General features: G+C 76.6%; 13 protein-coding genes. 5 read left to right on the forward strand and 8 right to left on the reverse strand.

The window, feature by feature from the left end; all coding sequences use genetic code 11:
• Positions 1-12: 12 nt before the first annotated feature.
• Positions 13-2,067, reverse strand: coding sequence for an ATP-dependent helicase (locus AC6CH9_RS07025; protein WP_498154276.1), 2,055 nt, complete (start codon positions 2,065-2,067; stop codon positions 13-15).
• 204 nt (positions 2,068-2,271) lie between these two features.
• Between AC6CH9_RS07025 and AC6CH9_RS07030 the strand changes: the two genes are divergently transcribed.
• Positions 2,272-2,538 carry a mycoredoxin gene (locus AC6CH9_RS07030; RefSeq protein ID WP_047233411.1) on the forward strand — a complete coding sequence of 89 codons (267 nt, stop codon included), beginning with the start codon at positions 2,272-2,274 and terminating at the stop codon, positions 2,536-2,538.
• An 82-nt stretch (positions 2,539-2,620) separates the two neighbouring features.
• Here AC6CH9_RS07030 and nudC read toward each other — a convergent pair whose 3' ends face one another.
• A complete protein-coding gene (nudC, locus tag AC6CH9_RS07035; protein ID WP_498154277.1) occupies positions 2,621-3,655 on the reverse strand; it encodes an NAD(+) diphosphatase in 1,035 nt (344 codons plus the stop codon).
• A 71-nt stretch (positions 3,656-3,726) separates the two neighbouring features.
• Here nudC and AC6CH9_RS07040 point away from each other — a divergent pair, with 71 nt between their 5' ends.
• A complete protein-coding gene (locus tag AC6CH9_RS07040; RefSeq protein ID WP_498154278.1) occupies positions 3,727-4,647 on the forward strand; it encodes a phosphotransferase in 921 nt (306 codons plus the stop codon).
• A gap of 65 nt (positions 4,648-4,712) precedes the next feature.
• Here the strand turns inward: AC6CH9_RS07040 and AC6CH9_RS07045 are convergent, their stop codons facing one another.
• The 3 genes from AC6CH9_RS07045 to AC6CH9_RS07055 form a co-directional block, all read right to left on the reverse strand.
• The gene (locus AC6CH9_RS07045) at positions 4,713-8,225 is read right to left on the reverse strand and encodes an ATP-dependent helicase (protein ID WP_498154434.1); all 3,513 of its coding nucleotides are present in this window, start codon (positions 8,223-8,225) and stop codon (positions 4,713-4,715) included.
• 65 nt (positions 8,226-8,290) lie between these two features.
• The gene (locus tag AC6CH9_RS07050) at positions 8,291-11,749 is read right to left on the reverse strand and encodes an ATP-dependent helicase (RefSeq protein WP_498154279.1); all 3,459 of its coding nucleotides are present in this window, start codon (positions 11,747-11,749) and stop codon (positions 8,291-8,293) included.
• Between the two features lie 64 nt (positions 11,750-11,813).
• Positions 11,814-12,731: a DUF3152 domain-containing protein gene (locus AC6CH9_RS07055; protein WP_498154280.1), complete on the reverse strand. Its 918-nt coding sequence runs from the start codon at positions 12,729-12,731 to the stop codon at positions 11,814-11,816.
• Between the two features lie 111 nt (positions 12,732-12,842).
• Here AC6CH9_RS07055 and AC6CH9_RS07060 point away from each other — a divergent pair, with 111 nt between their 5' ends.
• Both AC6CH9_RS07060 and AC6CH9_RS07065 read left to right on the forward strand, forming a co-directional pair.
• Complete coding sequence (locus AC6CH9_RS07060; RefSeq protein WP_498154281.1) at positions 12,843-13,628, forward strand: TetR/AcrR family transcriptional regulator; 786 nt, start codon at positions 12,843-12,845, stop codon at positions 13,626-13,628.
• A gap of 93 nt (positions 13,629-13,721) precedes the next feature.
• On the forward strand, positions 13,722-13,946 hold the full coding sequence (locus tag AC6CH9_RS07065) for a DUF3107 domain-containing protein (protein ID WP_047234756.1): 225 nt from the start codon (positions 13,722-13,724) through the stop codon (positions 13,944-13,946).
• A gap of 58 nt (positions 13,947-14,004) precedes the next feature.
• On the opposite strand, the gene AC6CH9_RS07070 is transcribed toward AC6CH9_RS07065, so the two are convergent.
• Positions 14,005-14,718: a ferritin-like fold-containing protein gene (locus AC6CH9_RS07070; protein WP_498154282.1), complete on the reverse strand. Its 714-nt coding sequence runs from the start codon at positions 14,716-14,718 to the stop codon at positions 14,005-14,007.
• A gap of 243 nt (positions 14,719-14,961) precedes the next feature.
• On the opposite strand from AC6CH9_RS07070, the gene AC6CH9_RS07075 reads away from it, so the two are divergent.
• On the forward strand, positions 14,962-16,638 hold the full coding sequence (locus AC6CH9_RS07075; RefSeq protein ID WP_498154283.1) for a DEAD/DEAH box helicase: 1,677 nt from the start codon (positions 14,962-14,964) through the stop codon (positions 16,636-16,638).
• A gap of 97 nt (positions 16,639-16,735) precedes the next feature.
• Here AC6CH9_RS07075 and AC6CH9_RS07080 read toward each other — a convergent pair whose 3' ends face one another.
• Positions 16,736-17,926, reverse strand: coding sequence for a CynX/NimT family MFS transporter (locus tag AC6CH9_RS07080; RefSeq protein ID WP_498154284.1), 1,191 nt, complete (start codon positions 17,924-17,926; stop codon positions 16,736-16,738).
• Positions 17,923-18,642 (reverse strand): FadR/GntR family transcriptional regulator, encoded by a 720-nt coding sequence (locus AC6CH9_RS07085; protein WP_498154285.1) that lies wholly within the window; start codon positions 18,640-18,642, stop codon positions 17,923-17,925. Before AC6CH9_RS07085 ends, AC6CH9_RS07080 begins: the two co-directional genes overlap by 4 nt.
• Between the last annotated feature and the right edge of the window lie 135 nt (positions 18,643-18,777).

The raw sequence follows: 18,777 nt of genomic DNA on the forward strand, positions 1-18,777 counted from the left end.
AACGGCTCCGTGTCACCGCTCCGCGCGGCTCACGATGTCCAGGATCGTCGCGCCGTACCGCTCGATCTTCGCCGGACCGAGCCCGTCGATGCGGGCCAGCGCGGCCGTGCTGGTGGGACGCGTCTCCGCGATCGCTGCGAGCGTCGTGTCCACGAGCACCGTGAACGCCGGCTTGTCGGTCTCCTGCGCGACCTGGCGCCGCCACTCGCGCAGATTGTCGAACAGCTCGCGGTCGTACTCCCCCGTCAGCAGCGGCCGCGCCTGCCCGGCGCGCGGACGACGCGTCCGCTGGGCTCCCGGCTCGTCGGGCCACAGCCCGTCGAGGAAGCGGGTCCGGCGGCGTGTCGCACGACCACCCGGGTTGCGCGACCGCGCGAACGACAGCTCGAGGTGCTCGCGCGCGCGCGTGATCCCCACGTAGAGCAGCCGGCGCTCCTCCGCGATCGCCTCGTCCGTCTCCGCGAGCGAGATCGGCATGAGGCCCTCGCTCACACCGGCGAGGAACACCGCGTCCCACTCGAGGCCCTTGGCCGCGTGCAGCGACGCCAGCGTCACGCCCTCCACGGTCGGTGCGTGCTGCGCGGCGGCGCGCTCGTCGAGCTCGGCGACGAACGTCGCGACCGTCGGGGCCGGCCCCTCGGCCGCCTCCGCGAGCGCCGCGACGTCGTCGGCGAGCGCGACGAGCGCCTGCGTGGACTCCCACCGCTCACGCGCCGCACCACGCGCGGCGGGAGGCTCAGGCGCCCACCCGGCGGCGGCGAGGACGTCGCGCACCGTCTCCGGCATCGCGACGTCCGGATCTGCAGACCGGGCGGCGCCGCGCAGGAGCACGATCGCGTCGCGCACCTCCTTGCGCTGGAAGAAGCGCTCGCCGCCTCGCACGAGGTACCCGATGCCCGCGTCGGCGAGCGCCGACTCGAACGCCTCCGACTGGGCGTTGGTCCGGTACAGGACCGCGATCTCGCTCGCGCGCGTCCCCGCAGCGAGGAGCCGCGAGATCCGCTGGGCGATGCCGGTGGCCTCCGCCTCGTCGTCGTCGTACGCGGTGAACGCGACCGGTGGGCCCGCGGGCCGCTGGGCGACGAGCTCGAGCGCCTGGTGCGCACCGCCCGCGCGCCCTGCGCGCGCGAGAAGCTGGTTCGCGAGGTTCACGACCTGCGGCGTCGAGCGGTAGTCGCGCACGAGCCGGATGACCTGTGCGCCCGGGTGCGTGCGGGAGAACGTGAGGAGGTGGTGCGGCGTCGCGCCCGTGAACGAGTAGATCGTCTGCGACGGGTCCCCGACGACGCACAGCTCCTCGCGTCCCCCGAGCCACTGGTCGAGGACGAACTGCTGGAGCGGTGAGACGTCCTGGTACTCGTCGACGACGAAGTGCCGGTACTGGCGTCGCACCTCGTCCGCGACCCCGCCCTGCGTCGCGAGCATGTCCCCCAGCATGAGGAGCACGTCCTCGAAGTCGATCACCGACCGCTCGGTCTTGACGTCCTCGTACGCCGTGATGAGGCGCGCGACCGTCTGGTGGTCGTACCCCGCGGGAGGCTCGCGGTCGATCGCCTCGCACGCCCGGACGTAGTCGTCGGCGGTGACGAGCGAGACCTTGGCCCACTCGACCTCGGACGACAGGTCGCGCACCGCGACGCGGTCGACGCCGACCCCGAGGCGGCGCGCGGACTCGGCGATGACCGGGGCCTTGTGCTCGAGGATGCGCGGCGGCGCCCCGCCGACCACCTTGGGCCAGAAGTAGCCGAGCTGCCGCAGCGCCGCGGCGTGGAAGGTGCGTGCCTGGACGCCCGTCGCGCCCAGCTCGCGCAGGCGCGTGCGCATCTCGCCCGCGGCCCGTGCCGTGAACGTCACGGCCAGCACGCTCGTCGGCGCGTACACGCCGGTGCGGACGCCGTAGGCGATGCGGTGCGTGATCGCGCGCGTCTTGCCCGTCCCGGCACCGGCGAGCACGCACACCGGACCGCGCAGCGCGACCGCGACGTCGCGCTGGTCGGGGTCGAGCGCGTCGAGGATCTCGTCGGCGGTACGCAGGGACGGCGGACGTGAGACCGGTGGCGTGGACATCACCCGCGATTCTCTCAGGCGCCGGTGACACGGGGGTGCCTGCGGTCCCGGACGCGTCCGAGACCGCAGGACCGGGCACGGAGCCGGCGCGGGAGGTGCGCGGCACGGGAGCCCGGCGGGAACAGCGCACCGGCCGCCGGTGTTACCGTCACGACCGATCGCCCGCGGCACGCGCCGCCCGGACCCGCACCTGGAGAGCCCTCGATGAGCACCGCCCCGACCCTTCCCGACGCCGGCTCGATCGTCATGTACTCGACGAGCTGGTGCGGGTACTGCCGCCGCCTCAAGACGCAGCTCGACTCCGAGGGCATCGGCTACACCGAGGTGAACATCGAGGAGACCCCGGGGACCGCGGAGTTCGTGGAGTCGGTCAACGGCGGCAACCAGACGGTCCCGACCGTCGTCTTCCCCGACGGCTCCGCGGCGACCAACCCGTCGCTCGCCGAGGTCAAGCAGCGCCTCGCCGTCTGACCCCCCGGTCGTGGGCATGAGATGGGCCCGGTTCGGACGCCCGAACCGGGCCCATCTCATGCCCACAAACGTCTCGGGGGGCTCAGGCGTCGGGGAGGCGGTCGCCGAACCAGTCCTCGACGAGCGAGCGCGCGATGGACGCGCGGCCCGGGAGCAGCACGTCGCCCGCCCGGACCGCGGCGGCGAGCTCAGGGCGCGTGAACCAGCGTGCGTCGGTGAGCTCGACGCCGTCGACGTGCAGCTCGGTCGTCAGCGCCCGCGCGGCGAACCCGAGCATGAGCGACGCCGGGAAGGGCCACGGCTGGCTGCCGCGGTAGGCGACCTCGCCGACGACGACGCCCGCCTCCTCCGCGACCTCCCGCCGGACCGCGCTCTCGAGGGACTCGCCCGGCTCGACGTACCCGGCGAGCGTCGAGAAGCGCCGCTCGGGCCAGTGCGCGGCGTGGCCGAGCAGCAGCCGCTCGTCGTCACCCTGGCCGTGCACGACCGTCATGATGACCGCCGGGTCCGTGCGCGGGTACAGCTCCACGCCCTGCGCGACGCAGCGCCGCGTCCAGCCCCCGTTCTCGACCGTCGTCCGGCCCCCGCAGCGCGGGCACCGGGTGTGGTTCGCGTGCCACGCCGCGAGGGCGACGGCCTCGGTCGCGAGCCCCGCCAGCGACCCCTCGAGCCCGCCGACGAGCTCGCGCAGCCCCGACCACGACCGCTCGCGCGCGAGCACCGCGAACGGGTCGGAGGCGTCGACGCCCTCGATGTCGACCTCCTCCGCGTCCGCGTCGTCGGGCAGGACGAGTGCCACGTACGCGATGCCGTCCCCCTCCCCGAGGAAGAGCCAGCGCGGCTGGTCCTCGTCGGCGGCGGCACCGACGTCGGCCAGGGTCGCCGGGTCGAGCAGCGCCACGCCGTCCGCCGGGCTCGGCCCGGCGAGCGCGAGGCGGCCGCGGTGGACGAGGACGACGCGGGTGGTGGCCTCGCCGCGGAGCCTCCCCACGAGGTCGGGCTCGCCGCGGCGGTGAGCCGCGCGGTCCAGGACCGGCGCGTCGAGCGGCAGCGGGAGGTCGCGGAGGGTGGTCCTGGGAAGCGTGCCCGACGACGGTCGGGGGGCGGGGGTGGTCACCCTCCGACCGTAGGCCACGCGACCGGCGTGGGTGCCCCTGGCGGCGGGCGGGGACCGACTACCGTGGTCGGGTGCCTCGCTCACCGCTGACCCTCGCCGCGCTCGCGACCGCCGCCGTGCCGGGTCTCGACGCCCGCAGCGCGCTGGCCGTCGAGGACCCGGGCGACTACGACACCGCCGTCGTGACCGACGCCGAGGGCGCCCGGTGGACCGTGCGCGCCCCGCGCAGCCTCCAGGCGGGGGCGGCGCTCGAGGCCGAGGCGGAGCTCCTCACCTCGCTCCAGCTCTACGCCGACACCGGCGTGCTGTCCTTCGCGGTGCCCCGGATCAGCGGCACCGCGCTCCTGCCCGAGGGTGGGCGCGCGGTCGTGCACCCCGCGCTCGACGGGACGACGCTCGACGTCGACGCGCTGCGCCCCGGGCCCGGGCTCGCCGCCGACCTCGGCCGCGTGCTGGCGTCGATCCACGAGCTGCCCCGCACGATCGTCGACGACGCCGGACTGCCCGGGTACGACGTCGAGGAGTACCGCACCCGTCGGATGGCGGAGCTCGACGAGGCCGCCGCGACCGGGAGGGTGCCGACGGCCCTCCTGCGCCGCTGGGAGACCGCGCTCGAGAACGTGTCGCTGTGGCGGTTCCAGCCGGTCGTCGTGCACGGGGACCTCGGCCCGGAGCAGGTGCTCGTCGCGCGCGGCCGCGTCGTCGCCGTGACGGACTGGGCGAGCGCGCGCGTCGCCGACCCCGCGGACGACCTCGCGTGGCTGCTCGTCTCCGCGCCACCCGAGGCGATCGACTCGATCATGGAGGCGTACCAGCTGCGCCGCACCGAGCTCACCGACACGCACCTCGTGGACCGCGCGCTCCTCGTCGGCGAGCTCGCGCTCGCGCGCTGGCTCCTGCACGGGGTGCGGCACGGGCTCGACGACGTCGTCGCCGACGCGCTCGACATGCTGGCCGACCTCGACGAGGCCACGCAGGACGCCGACGACTGACCCCCGGCTCGGCGTCCCCGTCGCGAGAGGTCCCGGGTCGCCCGCGCACGGGTCCGGTCCGCGGGTCAGCCCGCGAGCAGCGCCTCGATCTCCGCCTCGCCGAGAAGCCGGCGCGGGCGCACGGTCTCGTCGGACGCGACGTAGTAGAACGCGGCATTCACCTTCTCCAGCGGCAGCCCCGTCCACCGCGACCACGCGAGCCGGTAGACCGCGAGCTGCACCTCGCGCACGCTGCGCGCGGCGGCGTCCTTCGGCGCCCGTCCCGTCTTCCAGTCGACGACCACGACGGCGTCGCGCGCGCCTCCGGCGTGCTCCGGCCGCTCGGGGAACACCGCGTCGATGCGCGAGCGCAGCACCGTGTCGCCGACCGGGGTCTCGACGTCGACCTCGACGGCGACGGGGGTCCTGGTGGCCCACTCGGACGAGAGGAACGTCCGCTGCAAGGTCTCGAGGTCCGCGTCCGGGTCGAGGTCGTCGTCGTCCGCGCCGGGGAGGTCCTCGACGTCCAGGAGCGACGACGTCGTGAAGTAGCGCTCGGCCCACAGGTGGAACCGCGTGCCCCGGCGGGCGTGCACGGTGGGCTCGACCGGGACGGGGCGCCGCAGGTGCAGCGCGTACTCGTCGCGGTCGGCCGCGAGCCTGACCAGGCTCGACGCCGACACATGCGCCGGGAGCGCGACCTCGCGGCCGGAGCGCTCGGCCCGCTCGGCGAGCAGGACCCGGGCGAGCGCGACGAGATCGCGCCCCTCGGCGTCGACGAGGACGCCCGTGGGGGCGGTGAGCCCGGCCGGGCCCTTCTCGGCCTCGTCGGCCGCGGGGTCGGACGCGGAGACAGGAGCGGGCGCGGCCGACGTCGGGCCGGCCGCACCGAGGTCGGGATCGGAGCCACCGCGCGTCTCGCCGTCGGGACGTCGCGCGCGCGCCTCGCGGGCGCGCTCGACGGCAGCGGCGGTGCGACGCAGGACCGCGCGGGCCGAGCCGACGGGGGCATCGTCGGGTACCGGCCACTCGCCGGTCACCTCGACGTCCTCGAGCGGGTTGGTGTCGTCGGGTCCGGGCGGTGCCGACCAGCCGTCCGCCGCCACGACACCGGACTCCACGAGCTCGAGGAGGAACGGCGAGAGCACGCGCGGGCGCGAGCCCGTCTGCCACCACGACGCCGTGAGGTACAGCTCGCGGCGCGCCCGGGTGAACGCGACGTAGGCGAGCCGGCGCTCCTCCGCGAGCTGGTGCTCGCCGCTCGCCGCGCGGAACTCGTCGCGCCGCGCCACGAGCTCCTTGGTGTCCGACGCGAGGTCGAACCGGAACTCCGGCAGGTCGGCGGCGTCGCCGCGCAGCGGGTACGGGAGCTGGCTCACGTCGGTGAGCCACCCGCTGTCTGCGCGCACTCCCGAGGACGACTGCGCCGTCGTCGGGAACACGCCGTCGACGAGCCCGGGGACGACGACGACGTCCCACTCGAGCCCCTTCGCGGCGTGCGCGGTGATGACCTGCACGGCGTCCGGGTCCGGCTCGCGCACGGGCAGGTCCAGCCCGTTCTCGCGCGTCGAGGCGACCCCGAGCCACGCGAGGAACGCGCCGAGGGTCACGACGTCCGCCGTCTGGGTGAACGTCGCGGCGACGTCGCGGAAGGCGTCGAGGTGCTCGCGCGCCCGGTCGCTCACGGCCTCGGGGTCCACGAGCCGGCGTGACGCGAGCAGCGCCTCGTTCGTCACGGCCTCGACGTCGAGACCGAGCGCGCGCTCCGCCTCGACCACGAGCTCCGGCAGGGACAGGTAGGTCAGCCCGCGCAGTGCCCGCAGGGTGCGCGACAGCGCCGCGAGGCGAGCGTGCCCCGCCGCCGTGAGCGTGCGGCCGTCGGCGGCGGGCTCGCCCGGGTCCGGCAGGTCGTCCAGGGCGTCGACGATCGAGCGGTGGTCGGCGACGTCGCCTTCCACGACCACGAGGTCGGTGCCGTCGTCGCCAGCCGGCGCCGCCGCGCGCCGGCGCGACCCGAGCGCGCCCTCGTGGCGCGCGAGGTCCGCGGCGCGGCTCCCCAGGGCGTGCAGGTCCGCCGACCCGAGGTTGAGCCGAGGTCCCGTGAGGAGCCGGACGAGCGCGTCGCCGCGTGACGGGTCGTGCACCGCCTCGAGGAGCGCGACGACGTCGACGACCTCCGGCGTCGTGAGCAGACCGCCGAGGCCGACGACCTCCACGGGCAGTCCCCTCCGTCGCAGCGCGACCTCGATCGCCGCGAACTGGCTGCGCTTGCGGCACAGGACCGCGGCGGTGACCCGCCCGCCCGGCGCACCCGCCGGCCGCCACCGAGCCGCGACGAGCTCCGCGACCGCGGCGGCCTCCTCCTCCGCGGTGGCCGCGACGTGCGCGGACACCGTGCCGGTCCCGGCGTCGGGCCGCAGCGCGAGCGGCGGCACCTCGACGCGGTCACCAGCGCCCGCGCCCCCGGCTCCACGCAGCGGGCCGGCGGTGACGTTCGCTGCGGCGAGCACGGCGGCGTCGTTGCGCCAGGACGTCGACAGGAAGCGCACGGCCGACCGGTCGCCCGCCGCCCGCGGGAACCGCTCGGGGAACCGGGCGAGGCCGCCCGCGCTCGCACCGCGCCAGCCGTAGATCGACTGGTGCGGGTCGCCGACGGCCGTCACCGGGTGCCCGCCGCCGAACAGGCCTGCGAGGAGCTCGACCTGCGCGTGCGACGTGTCCTGGTACTCGTCGAGAAGGACGACGCGGAACCGCGCCCGTTCCGTCTCCCCCACGACCGGGACCTCGCGGGCGAGGCGGGCCGCGAGCGCCACCTGGTCGCCGAAGTCGAGGGAGTCCGTGGCGCGCTTGCGACGCCGGTACTCCGCGACCACGTCGAGCAGCCGGACGCGCTCGGCGACGTCGCCGACGAGCTTCTCGACCTCCTTGGTCCGGGACTTCTGCCGCGGCCCGAGCGGCAGCGCGTCGAGCTGCTCGACGATGTCGGCGAGACGGTCCCGGGCCTCGCCCGGCTCGAGGAGGTGCTCGCCGAGCGCGCCGGACAGGCCGAGGACGGCCGCGACGACCGTGCTGAGCGCGCGGTCGGTGCCGAGGTCGTCGTCCCACCCCTCCACGACCTCGGACGCGAGCTGCCACTGCTGCGCCTCGCCGAGGAGCCGCGCGCCGGGCTCGACGCCCACGCGCAGGCCGTGGTCGCCGACGAGCGAGGCGGCGTACGCGTTGTAGGTGGCGACCGTCGGCCGGTCGAGCAGCGAGAGGGCGGACGACGCGCCGCCGCGGGCGCGCGCGAGCTGCGCGAGCCGCACCTGGACGCGCTCGGACAGCTCGCCCGCCGCCTTGCGCGTGAAGGTCAGGCCGAGCACCGCGTCCGGCGCGACGAGCTCGTTCGCGATGAGCCAGACGACGCGCGCCGCCATGGTCTCCGTCTTGCCCGAGCCCGCCCCGGCGACGACGAGCGTCGGCTCGAGCGGTGCCTCGATCACCTCGACCTGCTCCGGGGTCGGGCGGGGCCGCCCCAGCAGGTCCGCGATCCGGGTCGCGGACAGCGTCGGGGGTGGCGGCTCGACCGCGGGTGCCGCGGCCTCGGGCGGCGCGACCACGACGCCGTCGGCGGCGACCAGCCGGACCGACGGCGTCGGCTCCGGGAGCTCGAACAGCTCGCTGCTCACGCGACCACCCTCCTGCCCTCGGGCTGCACCGGGCACGCGCGCCGCACCGGGCACATCTCGCACAGCCCGTTCTGGCGGGCCGTGAACGTCGCCGCCGACATCGTCCCGGCGGCCTCCTCGACGAGGTCGCGCGCCCAGCTCGAGCCGTCCGGCGCCGGGTCGAGGGCGGGCTGCGGGACGACGGCAGGGCCGACGTGCGTGCTCCCCACGTAGACGAGCTGCGCCCCCGCGCTCCGCGTCCCCTCGGGCACGTCGAGCGCGCCCGCCTCGACCGCGAGCTGGTAGGCGCCGAGCTGGGGGTGCTCCGCGCCCTCCGCCTTGGTCGCCGTACGGCGCCCCGTCTTGAGGTCGACGACCCGGACCTCGCCGTCCCCCGCGGCCTCGACCCGGTCGATCGTCCCGCGCAGGCACGCGCGTCCGACGGTGACGTCGAACGTCGGCTCGACGAGGAGCGGCTCGCCCGCCTGCGCCACGTAGGCCGCGAGCTTCTCGATCATGCGCTCCGCGCGACGGCGGAGCTGGCGCGTCGGCCAGCCCTCCGGCAGCGCGAGCTCCGCCCAGCGGCGGTCGAGCTCCGCGCGCAGCTCGGCGAGCGAGCCCGACGGGTGGGTCTCCGCGATCGAGTGCACGAGCGTGCCGAGGCTCTGGTGCGTCGCGTCCGGCGCCGTGCCGCCCGCGGCCTCGAGCGACCACCGCAGCGGGCAGGTCGAGACGGTCTCGACCTTCGACGGCGACACCGTGACGATCTCCTCCGCGCCGCGCAGGGGTGCGGCGCTCGACACGCCCGCGACGCCGTACCAGGTCTCGGGCCGCGCCTCCGCGACACCGAGCTCGCCCAGGTCGGCCAGGAGCGTGGCCGCGGCGACCGCGCGCGCGTCCGGCGAGCCCTCCTCGGCGAGCCCGCCCGCGCGGGGCTCGCGAGCCGCCGCCTCGACGAGCACGCCGCGCGCGGCGGCGACGAGCCCGCGCAGGTCGAGCGGGGCACCGACGCGCACGGTCCGGCGCGCGTCGGGGTCCGCGCCGAGTGCCGGGGCGGCGGCGCCCGGCCCGCCCGTCGCCGTCGGCCGCGGGGACCCGTCGTCGGGTCCGTCGGTGCCGCCCGGGCCTGCGTCCGGCCCCTCGGGAGCGGCGGGCGGGACGACGAGGTCGCAGAACACCGACGGCGCCTCCTCCGCGTCCTGGACCGCCGTCACCACGAGCCGCCGGCTCGCCCGCGACGTCGCGACGACGAACGCCCGCAGCTCGTCGGCGAGCACCTGGGCGCGCGCCTGGGCCCCGACGCCGTGCGCGTCGTGCGCGCGGCCCGCGAGGAGCTCGACGAGCGCCTGCGACCCGAGCAGCGAGTCGCGCAGGCGCAGGTCCGGCCACACGCCGTCCTGCACGCCCGCGACCACGACGACGTCCCATTCGCGCCCCGCGGCGCCCGCGGGCGTCAGCGCCGCAACGGCATCGGCGCCGCTCGCGCTCGCCGCGAGCGAGTCGGCCGGCAGGTCCTGCGACGCGAGGTACTCGACGAACGCCTCGGCCGGCGCGCCGGGCATGCGGTCGACGAAGGTCTCCGCGGCGCGGAACAGGGCGAGCACCGCGTCGAGGTCGCGGTCCGCGCGCGCCCCGGCCGGGCCGCCGTCGAGCGCCGCCGCCCGCCACCGCTCCGCGAGCCCGGTCGCCGCCCACACCGCCCACAGCACGGTCTGCGCCGTCGCGCCGGGCTCGGCCGCCGCCGCCCGGCCCGCGGCGAGCGCCCGCGCGACGGCGACCGGCCCGCGGCGCACGGTGGGCGGCAGCGTCGCCGCGCGTGCCGGGTCCAGCAGCAGCTCGACGAGCAACGCGTCCGACGAGCGCCCGCCCCCGCCCTCGAGCTCCTCCGCTCGCAGCGCGCGCCGCAGCCGGCGGAGCGCGACGACGTCCAGTGCGCCGACCGGGGACGTGAGCAGGGCTGCGGCGGTGAACGGGTCGAGGGCCTCGACGTCGTCCGCGTCCGCGACGCACACACGGACCGCGGCGAGCAGCGGCGCGACGGCCGGCTCGTCGCGCAGCGGGACGTCGGAGCCGAGCAGCGTGACCGGTACGGAGGCGGCCACGAGCTCGCGGCGGAGCGCCGCGAGGCGGGTCCCGGTGCGGGCGACGACCGCCATCCGGTGCCACGGGGTGCCGTGCAGCAGGTGCTCGGCCCGCAGCTCGCGCGCCACGAACGCGGCCTCCTGCGCCACGGCGGACAGCACGACGACCTGCACGGGCGGCGCACCGGAGCCCACCCCGCCTCCCGAGCCTGCTCCCTCCGGCGCGTCGTCCGCGCCAGAGGCGCCGCCCGCACCCGCCGCGTCGTCCGCCCCTGGCGCGGCGGCCGGCGCGTGCCGGGGCACGGCACCACGGTGCACGGCGCCGGCCACGGTCCCCACCTGCGCGGCGACACGCCGCGTGACCTCGCGCAGGGGGCCGGGCTGCCGCCACGCCGTAGCGAGCACGGCCACCCGCGCGCCCAGCTCACCGCGCCGGGCCCCGTCCCTGCGGACGGGCGCGGACGCGCGGCCCACGAGGCCCGGGCTCGCCCCGCGGAACGTCTGGACGGCGGCGTCGGGGTCGCCGAGCAGCACGAGGCGCGCCCCGTCGTCGTGCAGCACGTGCAGGAGCCGCGCCGTCGCGACCGTGGCCTCCTGGTAGTCGTCGACGACGACGAGGTCCCAGCGCGGCCGGGAGGCGTCGGGCACCTCGTCGTCCCACGCGAGCAGGGCCTCGGCCGCCTCGTCGACCACGATCGCGGGGTCGAACCGGGCGCCCGCGTCCGGCGTCCCCGCGCGCAGCGCGGTCACGTCGAGGTACTCCGCGAAGAGCTGGGCGCCCAGCGACCACTCCGGCCGCTCGTAGCGGTCGCCCAGCGCGGCGAGGTCCGCGGGCGTCAGGCCGCGCTCCGCCGCACGCATGAGGAGGTCGCGGAGCTCCTGGCGCAGGCCCCGGAGCCCGAGCGCCTCCTCGGGCAGGCCGGGCGGCAGGACCAGGGGCGAGCCCAGGTGCGCGAGGTCGCCCTCCAGGTGGCCCTCCAGCAGCTCGGAGAGGACGAGGTCCTGCTCCGGTCCGGAGATGAGCGTCGGGACGGGTTCTCCCAGCGCGGCCGCGCGCTCGCGCAGCACCGCGAAGGCCGCCGAGGCGGCGGTGCGCACCATCGGCGCCCCGACCGTGCGGCGGGCGCGGGCCGACAGGCGGTCGCGGAGCGACGCGGCGGCACGCCGGGACGAGGCGAGGAGCAGCACGCGCTCCGGGGCGAGGCCGTCGGCGAGCGCCGCCAGCACGACCTCCTGCGCCACGAGCGTCTTCCCGGTGCCGGGCGCCCCGACGACGAGCGTCGCGCCCGGCCCGGCCGCCGCGGCGAGCGCCGCGCGCTGGGAGTCGTCGAGCGTGACGTCGGCCTCGTGGTCGCGAGGCCGCGCGACGAGGCGAGGGGCGGTCGTCCGGGGCACGGACCCGATCCCATCACGTGCCACCCACAGCGCCGGCATCCCCCACGGCGCGGCGAGGACGCCGCTAGGGCACGGGCCACCCGTTGGTCAGGCACCCCTGGGCGGAGATCGACTGCTGCACCATCACCGGCGCGACGGCACCCGGGGCCGGGCAGTCCTCGTGGCCGTGCCCGAGCACGTGACCCACCTCGTGGTTCACCAGGTACTGGCGGTACGTCGCGACGTCGTCACCGAAGTCGGGGGCGCCGAGCACCCAGCGCTCGAAGTTGAGCACCGCGACGCCGGACACGGAGTTGCCGCACGAGTACTTCCCCTCGGTCGCGAGCGGGGCGCACATCCGGTCGGTCGTCGCGGGGCTCGCGAGCACGACGCGGATCGACGCGTCGTCGGCAGCCGTCCGGGAGAACGTCACGCCGTCGGGGCCGGACCACCCGCGCGGGTCGTTGAGGGTGGCGAGCACCGCCGTCGCAAGGACCTCGCCGTCCACGGGCAGGCCCTGCTCGACCTCGACCCGCACGGACCGCACGGTGCCGGTCCCGGGGGCCGGGGCCTCGCCCGGGACGACGTCGAGCGTGCCCCCGAGGTCGGGCGCGACGACGACCTCGCCCACGAGCCCGGAGCCCTGCTCCGCGACAGGCGCCGCGGGCGTCGTCGGCGTGGGTTCGGGCACCGGCTCCGCCTCGGCCGCCGGCGGCGGCGGGTCCGCAGGCGCGAGCGGCACGACCACGTCCGGGCGCGGCGCGACGCGCTCGCGGAGCTCCGGCCCCTGCACCACGTCGCCCGCGCGCTCCGCGCCGGACCGGCTCGCCGCGTCGGCCTCGTCGCGGGCCGGAGCAGGCGGGTCCTCCCGGTCCGCCGCGACGGGCGCGGTCACGCGCGGGACGTCCCACACCTCCGCCGTCGCGGCGCCGCCGCCGAACCCGACCACGAGGCAGGCGGCGACCGCCGCACCGTGCCGCACGCCCCGCGAGGAGCGCTTCACGCGCGCTGTCGACGGCCGGTTCGGGGGGGTATGTCTGTCGGGCACCCGCCCATCGTCCCACTCCTCGCGACGCCCGGTCGACACGAGGCGCCGTTTCCGTATCCTCCCCCCATGACCGGAGCCAGCGAGGGACGCGGGCGCGGCACGACCGGGCCGCCCGTCGCCGCGCGCACCCGGATGCCCCGGGACGAGCGGCGGACGCAGCTCCTGACGATCGCCGAGGAGCTCTTCGCCTCCCACGGCTACCACCACATCTCGATGGACGACATCGCGGACCGCGCCGGGGTCGGCAAGCCCGTGCTCTACCGGCACTTCCCCTCGAAGCTCGACCTCTACCTCGCGCTCATCGACGACCAGGGCGACCGCCTCGTCCGCGCCGTCCACGTCACGCTCGACCCGTTCCGCGAGCCGGCCCCCGGGATCTCCGCGAGCGACCTCGACGCCCTCGCGGTCGACGGTCTCGCCGTCATCGAGGGCATCGTCCGGGCGTACGTCGCCTACGCGCGCACGGCCGGCAGGTCCGCGGCGCTGCTCTTCGAGTCCGACGTCATGCGCGACCCGGTGGTGCGGGCGCGCGTGCTCGCCCCCGACGCCCGCATCGCGGGGGCGTTCGCCGACGTGCTCGTCCGGATCACCGACCTCGACGCCGACGAGGCGCTCGTCGTCTCACGGACCTGCACGGCCGTGGGTCGGGCGGCGGCGACCGAGGCCGTCCGTCCGGACGGGACCGCGTCGGCCGACGACGTCACCCGGCTCGTCCCGCGCCTCGTCTGGCGCGGCGTGCACGGGATGCTGCGCCGTCCGCGGGCCGGAGCGACGGGCGCCGCGGGGGCGCCGTCCGCCGACGTCGCTCCCGGACCGGACGCGGCGCTCGACGGCTCGACCGCGGGAATCTGACTACTATCGGACGCGTTGTCGCCGGTGGGACGCCCACAGGCGGACCGAGGCCCGTCGTCGCTGCGCCTGCGCAGCCGCTGTGAGGAGATGTGAGTGGAAGTCACGATCGGTGTGCAGAACCTGGCCCGTGAGCTCGTCGTCGACACGGACCTGTCCGCCGAGGCCGTGGCGACCGCGGTCGCGGACGCGCTCGGCGGCGCCCCCGCCCTCGAGCTGACCGACTCGCGCGGTCGCCGCGTGATCATCCCGACGGCGTCGCTCGGCTACGTCGAGATCGGCACGGAGGAGCAGCGCAAGGTCGGTTTCGGCTCGCTCTGACCGCCACGACCTGACGGTCACCTACCGCCGTCGCGCCCCGGGCGCGGCGGCGGCTTCGTCATGCCGCCAGACCCAGGCGGTCCATGCGCCGGGAGTGCTCCGCCGTGAGGCGCGAGAAGACCCACGACTGGGTCGCGGGCGCCGGACCGGTCGCCCCGACCTCGGCCGTCCCGTCGGTCCCCGCGGCGACGAGGCGTGCGAGCGCGGGCCGCTGGGCGAGGACGACGCCGACGACGCCCAGCGCCTCGCCGACGAGGCGCCGACCCCACAGCGCGAGCCGGGACGCGAGCACCGGGTCCGCGGCGGCGGCGTCCGCGATGACCGGGGCGTAGCGCTGCGACGGCGTGTCCTGCGTGAGCGCCTCCACGACGACGTCGCGCGAGCGCTCGTCGAGGCCCTGTGCGGCGAGCAGGCAGAAGTCGTCGGCGACGCCCTGGCCCACGTACCCCTTGAGGATCCCCTCCCACCACGTGCTGGGACGGGTGCGCGCGTCGAAGTCGTCGAACAGGCCGTCGAAGGCGGTCATGCAGTCGGCGGGGTCCCCGCCCAGCTCGTCCACGCGGACGAGGACGCGCTCCTGCCGGTCGAGCATGGCCGCCGCGAGCCGCGAGAGGGCCTGCCGCTGGCGGAGCGTGGGCGCGTGCGCGGCGTCGCCCGCGAGGCGGCCGAAGCTCGCGAGCTCGGTGTAGGCGACGAGGCCGAGCAGCTCGACCGCGTCCGCGTGGTCCGCCGTGGGCAAGGTCAGGGGGCTCGCGTGCTCGGCGTCGCTCATCGGGCCAGGATAGTTCTCCGATATCATGGCGGGCGTACATCGGTTGCCCGGTCGTCCAGACCTCACGCTCGTCACGCGAACGACGACGGCACGGCACGGTCCGCAGCGCGGGCCTGCCACGACATTCACGATCGGCTGCCGGCCACGAGGCGCGTACGACCGCGACCGGGAGCCCTTCCCGGTGCCGGGCCCACGACAGGGCCCGCGGACGGTCGCGCGTGCCCGAACGAGACAGAGGCACCAGTGACCACCACAGACGCGACCAGCACCGACGCGACCCCTGACGTGAGCGCCGACGCGACGACCGTCGCGGCGAGCGTCCACGCGGACAACACCACCTTCGCCGACTTCGGCGTGCGCCAGGAGATCGTCGACGCGCTCTCCGACGCGGGGATCGTCCAGCCCTTCCCCATCCAGGCGATGACCCTGCCGGTCGCCATGTCGGGGCACGACATCATCGGCCAGGCCAAGACCGGCACGGGCAAGACCCTCGGGTTCGGCGTGCCGCTGCTGCACCGCGTCGTCGCCCCGGGCGAGCCCGGCTTCGACGAGCTGCCCTCCCCCGGCAAGCCGCAGGCGCTCGTCGTCGTCCCGACGCGCGAGCTCGCCGTCCAGGTCGCGAACGACCTCACCACGGCCTCGAAGCGCCGCTCGGTGCGCATCGTCCAGCTCTACGGCGGCCGCGCCTACGAGCCGCAGGTCGAGGCGCTGACGCGCGGTGTCGAGGTCGTCGTCGGCACCCCCGGCCGCATGATCGACCTCATGAACCAGGGTCACCTCAACCTCACGCGCGCCGCGACCGTGGTCCTCGACGAGGCGGACGAGATGCTCGACCTCGGGTTCCTGCCGGACGTCGAGAAGATCCTGGCGCGCACGCCCGCGCAGCGGCACACGATGCTCTTCTCGGCGACCATGCCGGGCGCCGTCGTCTCGATGGCGCGCCGCTACATGAAGCAGCCGACGCACATCCGCGCGAACGACCCGGACGACGGCGGCCAGACGGTCAAGAACATCGAGCAGGTCGTCTACCGCGCGCACGCGCTCGACAAGGTCGAGATGCTCGCGCGCATCCTCCAGGCCGAGGGCCGCGGGCGCACGATCGTGTTCGCGCGGACCAAGCGGACCGCGGCGAAGGTCGCGGACGAGCTCGTCGACCGCGGCTTCGCGGCCGGCTCGATCCACGGCGACCTGGGCCAGGGCGCGCGCGAGCAGGCGCTGCGCGCGTTCCGCAACGGCAAGATCGACGTGCTCGTCGCGACCGACGTCGCCGCGCGCGGCATCGACGTCGAGGACGTCACGCACGTCGTGAACTACCAGTGCCCCGAGGACGAGAAGACGTACCTGCACCGCACCGGCCGCACCGGCCGCGCGGGCAACAAGGGCACCGCGGTGACGTTCGTCGACTGGGACGACATCCCCCGCTGGTCGCTCATCGACAAGGCCCTCGACCTCGGCATCCCCGAGCCGGTCGAGACGTACTCGAGCTCCCCGCACCTGTACACGGACCTGCACATCCCCGAGGGCACCAAGGGCCGCCTCCCCAAGGACCGGCGGACGCTCGCCGGGCTCGACGCGGAGGAGATCGAGGACCTCGGCGAGACCGGCAAGCGGCACACGCCCGCGGGCGGGTCGCGCGGGCGCCAGGGCGGCCGGGCCGACGGCGGCCGTGGCCGCTCCGAGGGCGAGCGGGGCCGGTCCGGCGGCCAGGGCCGTTCGGGCGGGCGTCGCGCCGAGGGCGAGCGCTCGGGCAGCCGTCCCGAGGGCGAGCAGACCGACGCCACCGCGGGCACGCCGTCCGGCGACGCGCCGTCCGAGGGAGGCGAGCGCCGTCGTCGGTCCCGGAACCGTCGCCGCACGCGCGGCGGCCGCCCCGTCGAGCAGCAGGGCGGCGCCGACGCGACGGCCCAGCCCGCGGAGTAGCCCGGAGCGTTCCGCAGCCCGACGACGAACCCCGGGTCCCTCCTCACGGTCACCACGCCGCGGGAGAGACCCGGGGTTCGTCGCGTCCGGGGCCCGGTCAGTGCACGTGCGCGTCCCGACCCGCGAACCACACGGCGACGCCCTGGACGGCGGCCGCGGCGACGAGGAGGAAGAGCGGCAGCGTCCACGCGCCGGTGGCGTCGTGCGCGAGCCCGAGGCCGAGCGGTCCGGTCGCGGCGAGCAGGTACCCGGCGCTCTGCGCCATGCCGGAGAGCTCGGACGTGTGGGCGGCGTCGCGGGCCCGCAGGGCCATGAGGGTGAGCGCGAGGCTGATGCCGCCGCCCTGGCCGAGGCCCACGAGCACGACCCAGAGCGCCGCGGCGCCGGGGGCGAGCGCGAGCCCGAGCAGCCCGGACCCGACGAGCACGACGAGCACGATGCCGATGCCCCGCTGGCGGCGCATGCGGCCGGCGAGGACCGGGGTCACGAACGACCCGAGGATGCCCGCGAGGTTGCACAGCGCGAGGAGCCAGCCGCCCGCCTCCGGCGTCCTGCCGAGCGCGACCATGATCTCCGGGAGCCAGGCGTTGACGGCGTAGAAGGACAGCGACTGCATGCCCATGACGACGGTGACCGCCCAGGCGAGCGGGCTGCGCCACACCGCGGAGCGGGCGACCCCGGCTCCGGCGCCGGGGCCGAACGCCGTCGCGCCGGCCGGGTCGGGCCGCAGCGCGCGCGGCACCCACACGAGCACGCCGAGGACGGCGAGCAGGCCCCACGTCGCGAGCGCGCCGCGCCAGTCGAGACCGGCCGCGGTCGCGACCGGGAGCGTCAGCCCGGCCGCGAGCGCGGCGCCGCCGGACAGCGCCATCGAGTACAGCCCGGTCATGAGGCCGATGCGGTCGGCGAAGTCGCGCTTGATGAGTGCGGGCAGCAGGACGTTCCCGAGGCCGATCGCGCACCCGGCGACCACGGTCCCGGCGAAGAGCCCCCAGGTCTCGGGGACGAGCCGGAGCGCGAAGCCGACGCACAGCACGACGAGGCTCACGAAGAGCGCACGCTCCAGCCCCCACCGCCGCGCAAGGACGGGGGCGAGCGGCGCGAGGAGGCCGAAGCACAGGACGGGCAGCGTCGTGAGCACGCCCGCCGCCGTCGCGCTGAGCCCCAGGTCGGCGCGGATCTCGCCGAGCACGGGCGAGATCGAGACGACGGCGGGGCGCAGGTTGAGCGAGGCGAGGACGATCGCGACGACCGCCCCCACCCCCAGCGGGCGGCGCAGCCCGCTCACGCGGGGACCTCCCCGGCTCCCGCACGACCGGGGCGGTCCCCGGCAGCCTCCACGAGCTGCGCGCGCACGGCGTCGATCGTCGCGGTCACCGCGCCCTCGGCCGCGTCGGCGTCGCCGGCCCGGATCGCGGCCACGACCTCCTCGTGACCGGGGACGTCGCGGTGGTGGCGGCGCCGCTCCCCCGACGGGAAGGTCCGGACGAGCGCGTGGTCGAGGCCGTCGTAGAGGTCGGCGAGCAGCGGGTTGCCGGCCGCGCGCACGACCTCGGCGTGGAACGCGACGTCGGCGGCCTGGAACGTGTCCTCGTCGGCGTCGCGGGCCGCGACCTGCGCCGCGAGCGCGGCGTCGAGCCGGGCGAGCGCGCCCGCGTCGTGCCGCCCCGCCGCCGCCCGCGCCGCACCCCGCTCGAGGACGCCGCGCACGTCGAGCACGTGGAAGGCGTCGGCGGTCCGCGCGCGGCGGGCCAGGGCGGCGTCGAGGCCGTCGGCCGCGCGGACGTAGGTGCCGTCGCCGCGCCGGGGCTCGAGGACGCCGGCGTGCTCGAGGGCCCGCACCGCCTCGCGCACGGTGTTGCGGCCCACGCCCAGCTCGGCCACGAGCTCCGGCTCCGGCGGGATCCGGGAGCCCACCGGCCACTCCCCCCGAGCGATGCGCTCGCTGAGCCGTTCGACGACGAGCTCGGACACCTTGCGGGGCGGGACGATCGGCTGGTTCACCGAAAGAACCTAACATCCCCTGTTTGGTCGCAGCGATCACGGCAGGCGGTACGGGGTCTCTCGTACGGGGATTGACCAGCGCGCGGCGCCAGGAGGACCTTGCGCGGGACCGCTCCTCGACGACGAAAGCGAGAT

The organism is Cellulosimicrobium sp. GQ32 (assembly GCF_059758455.1).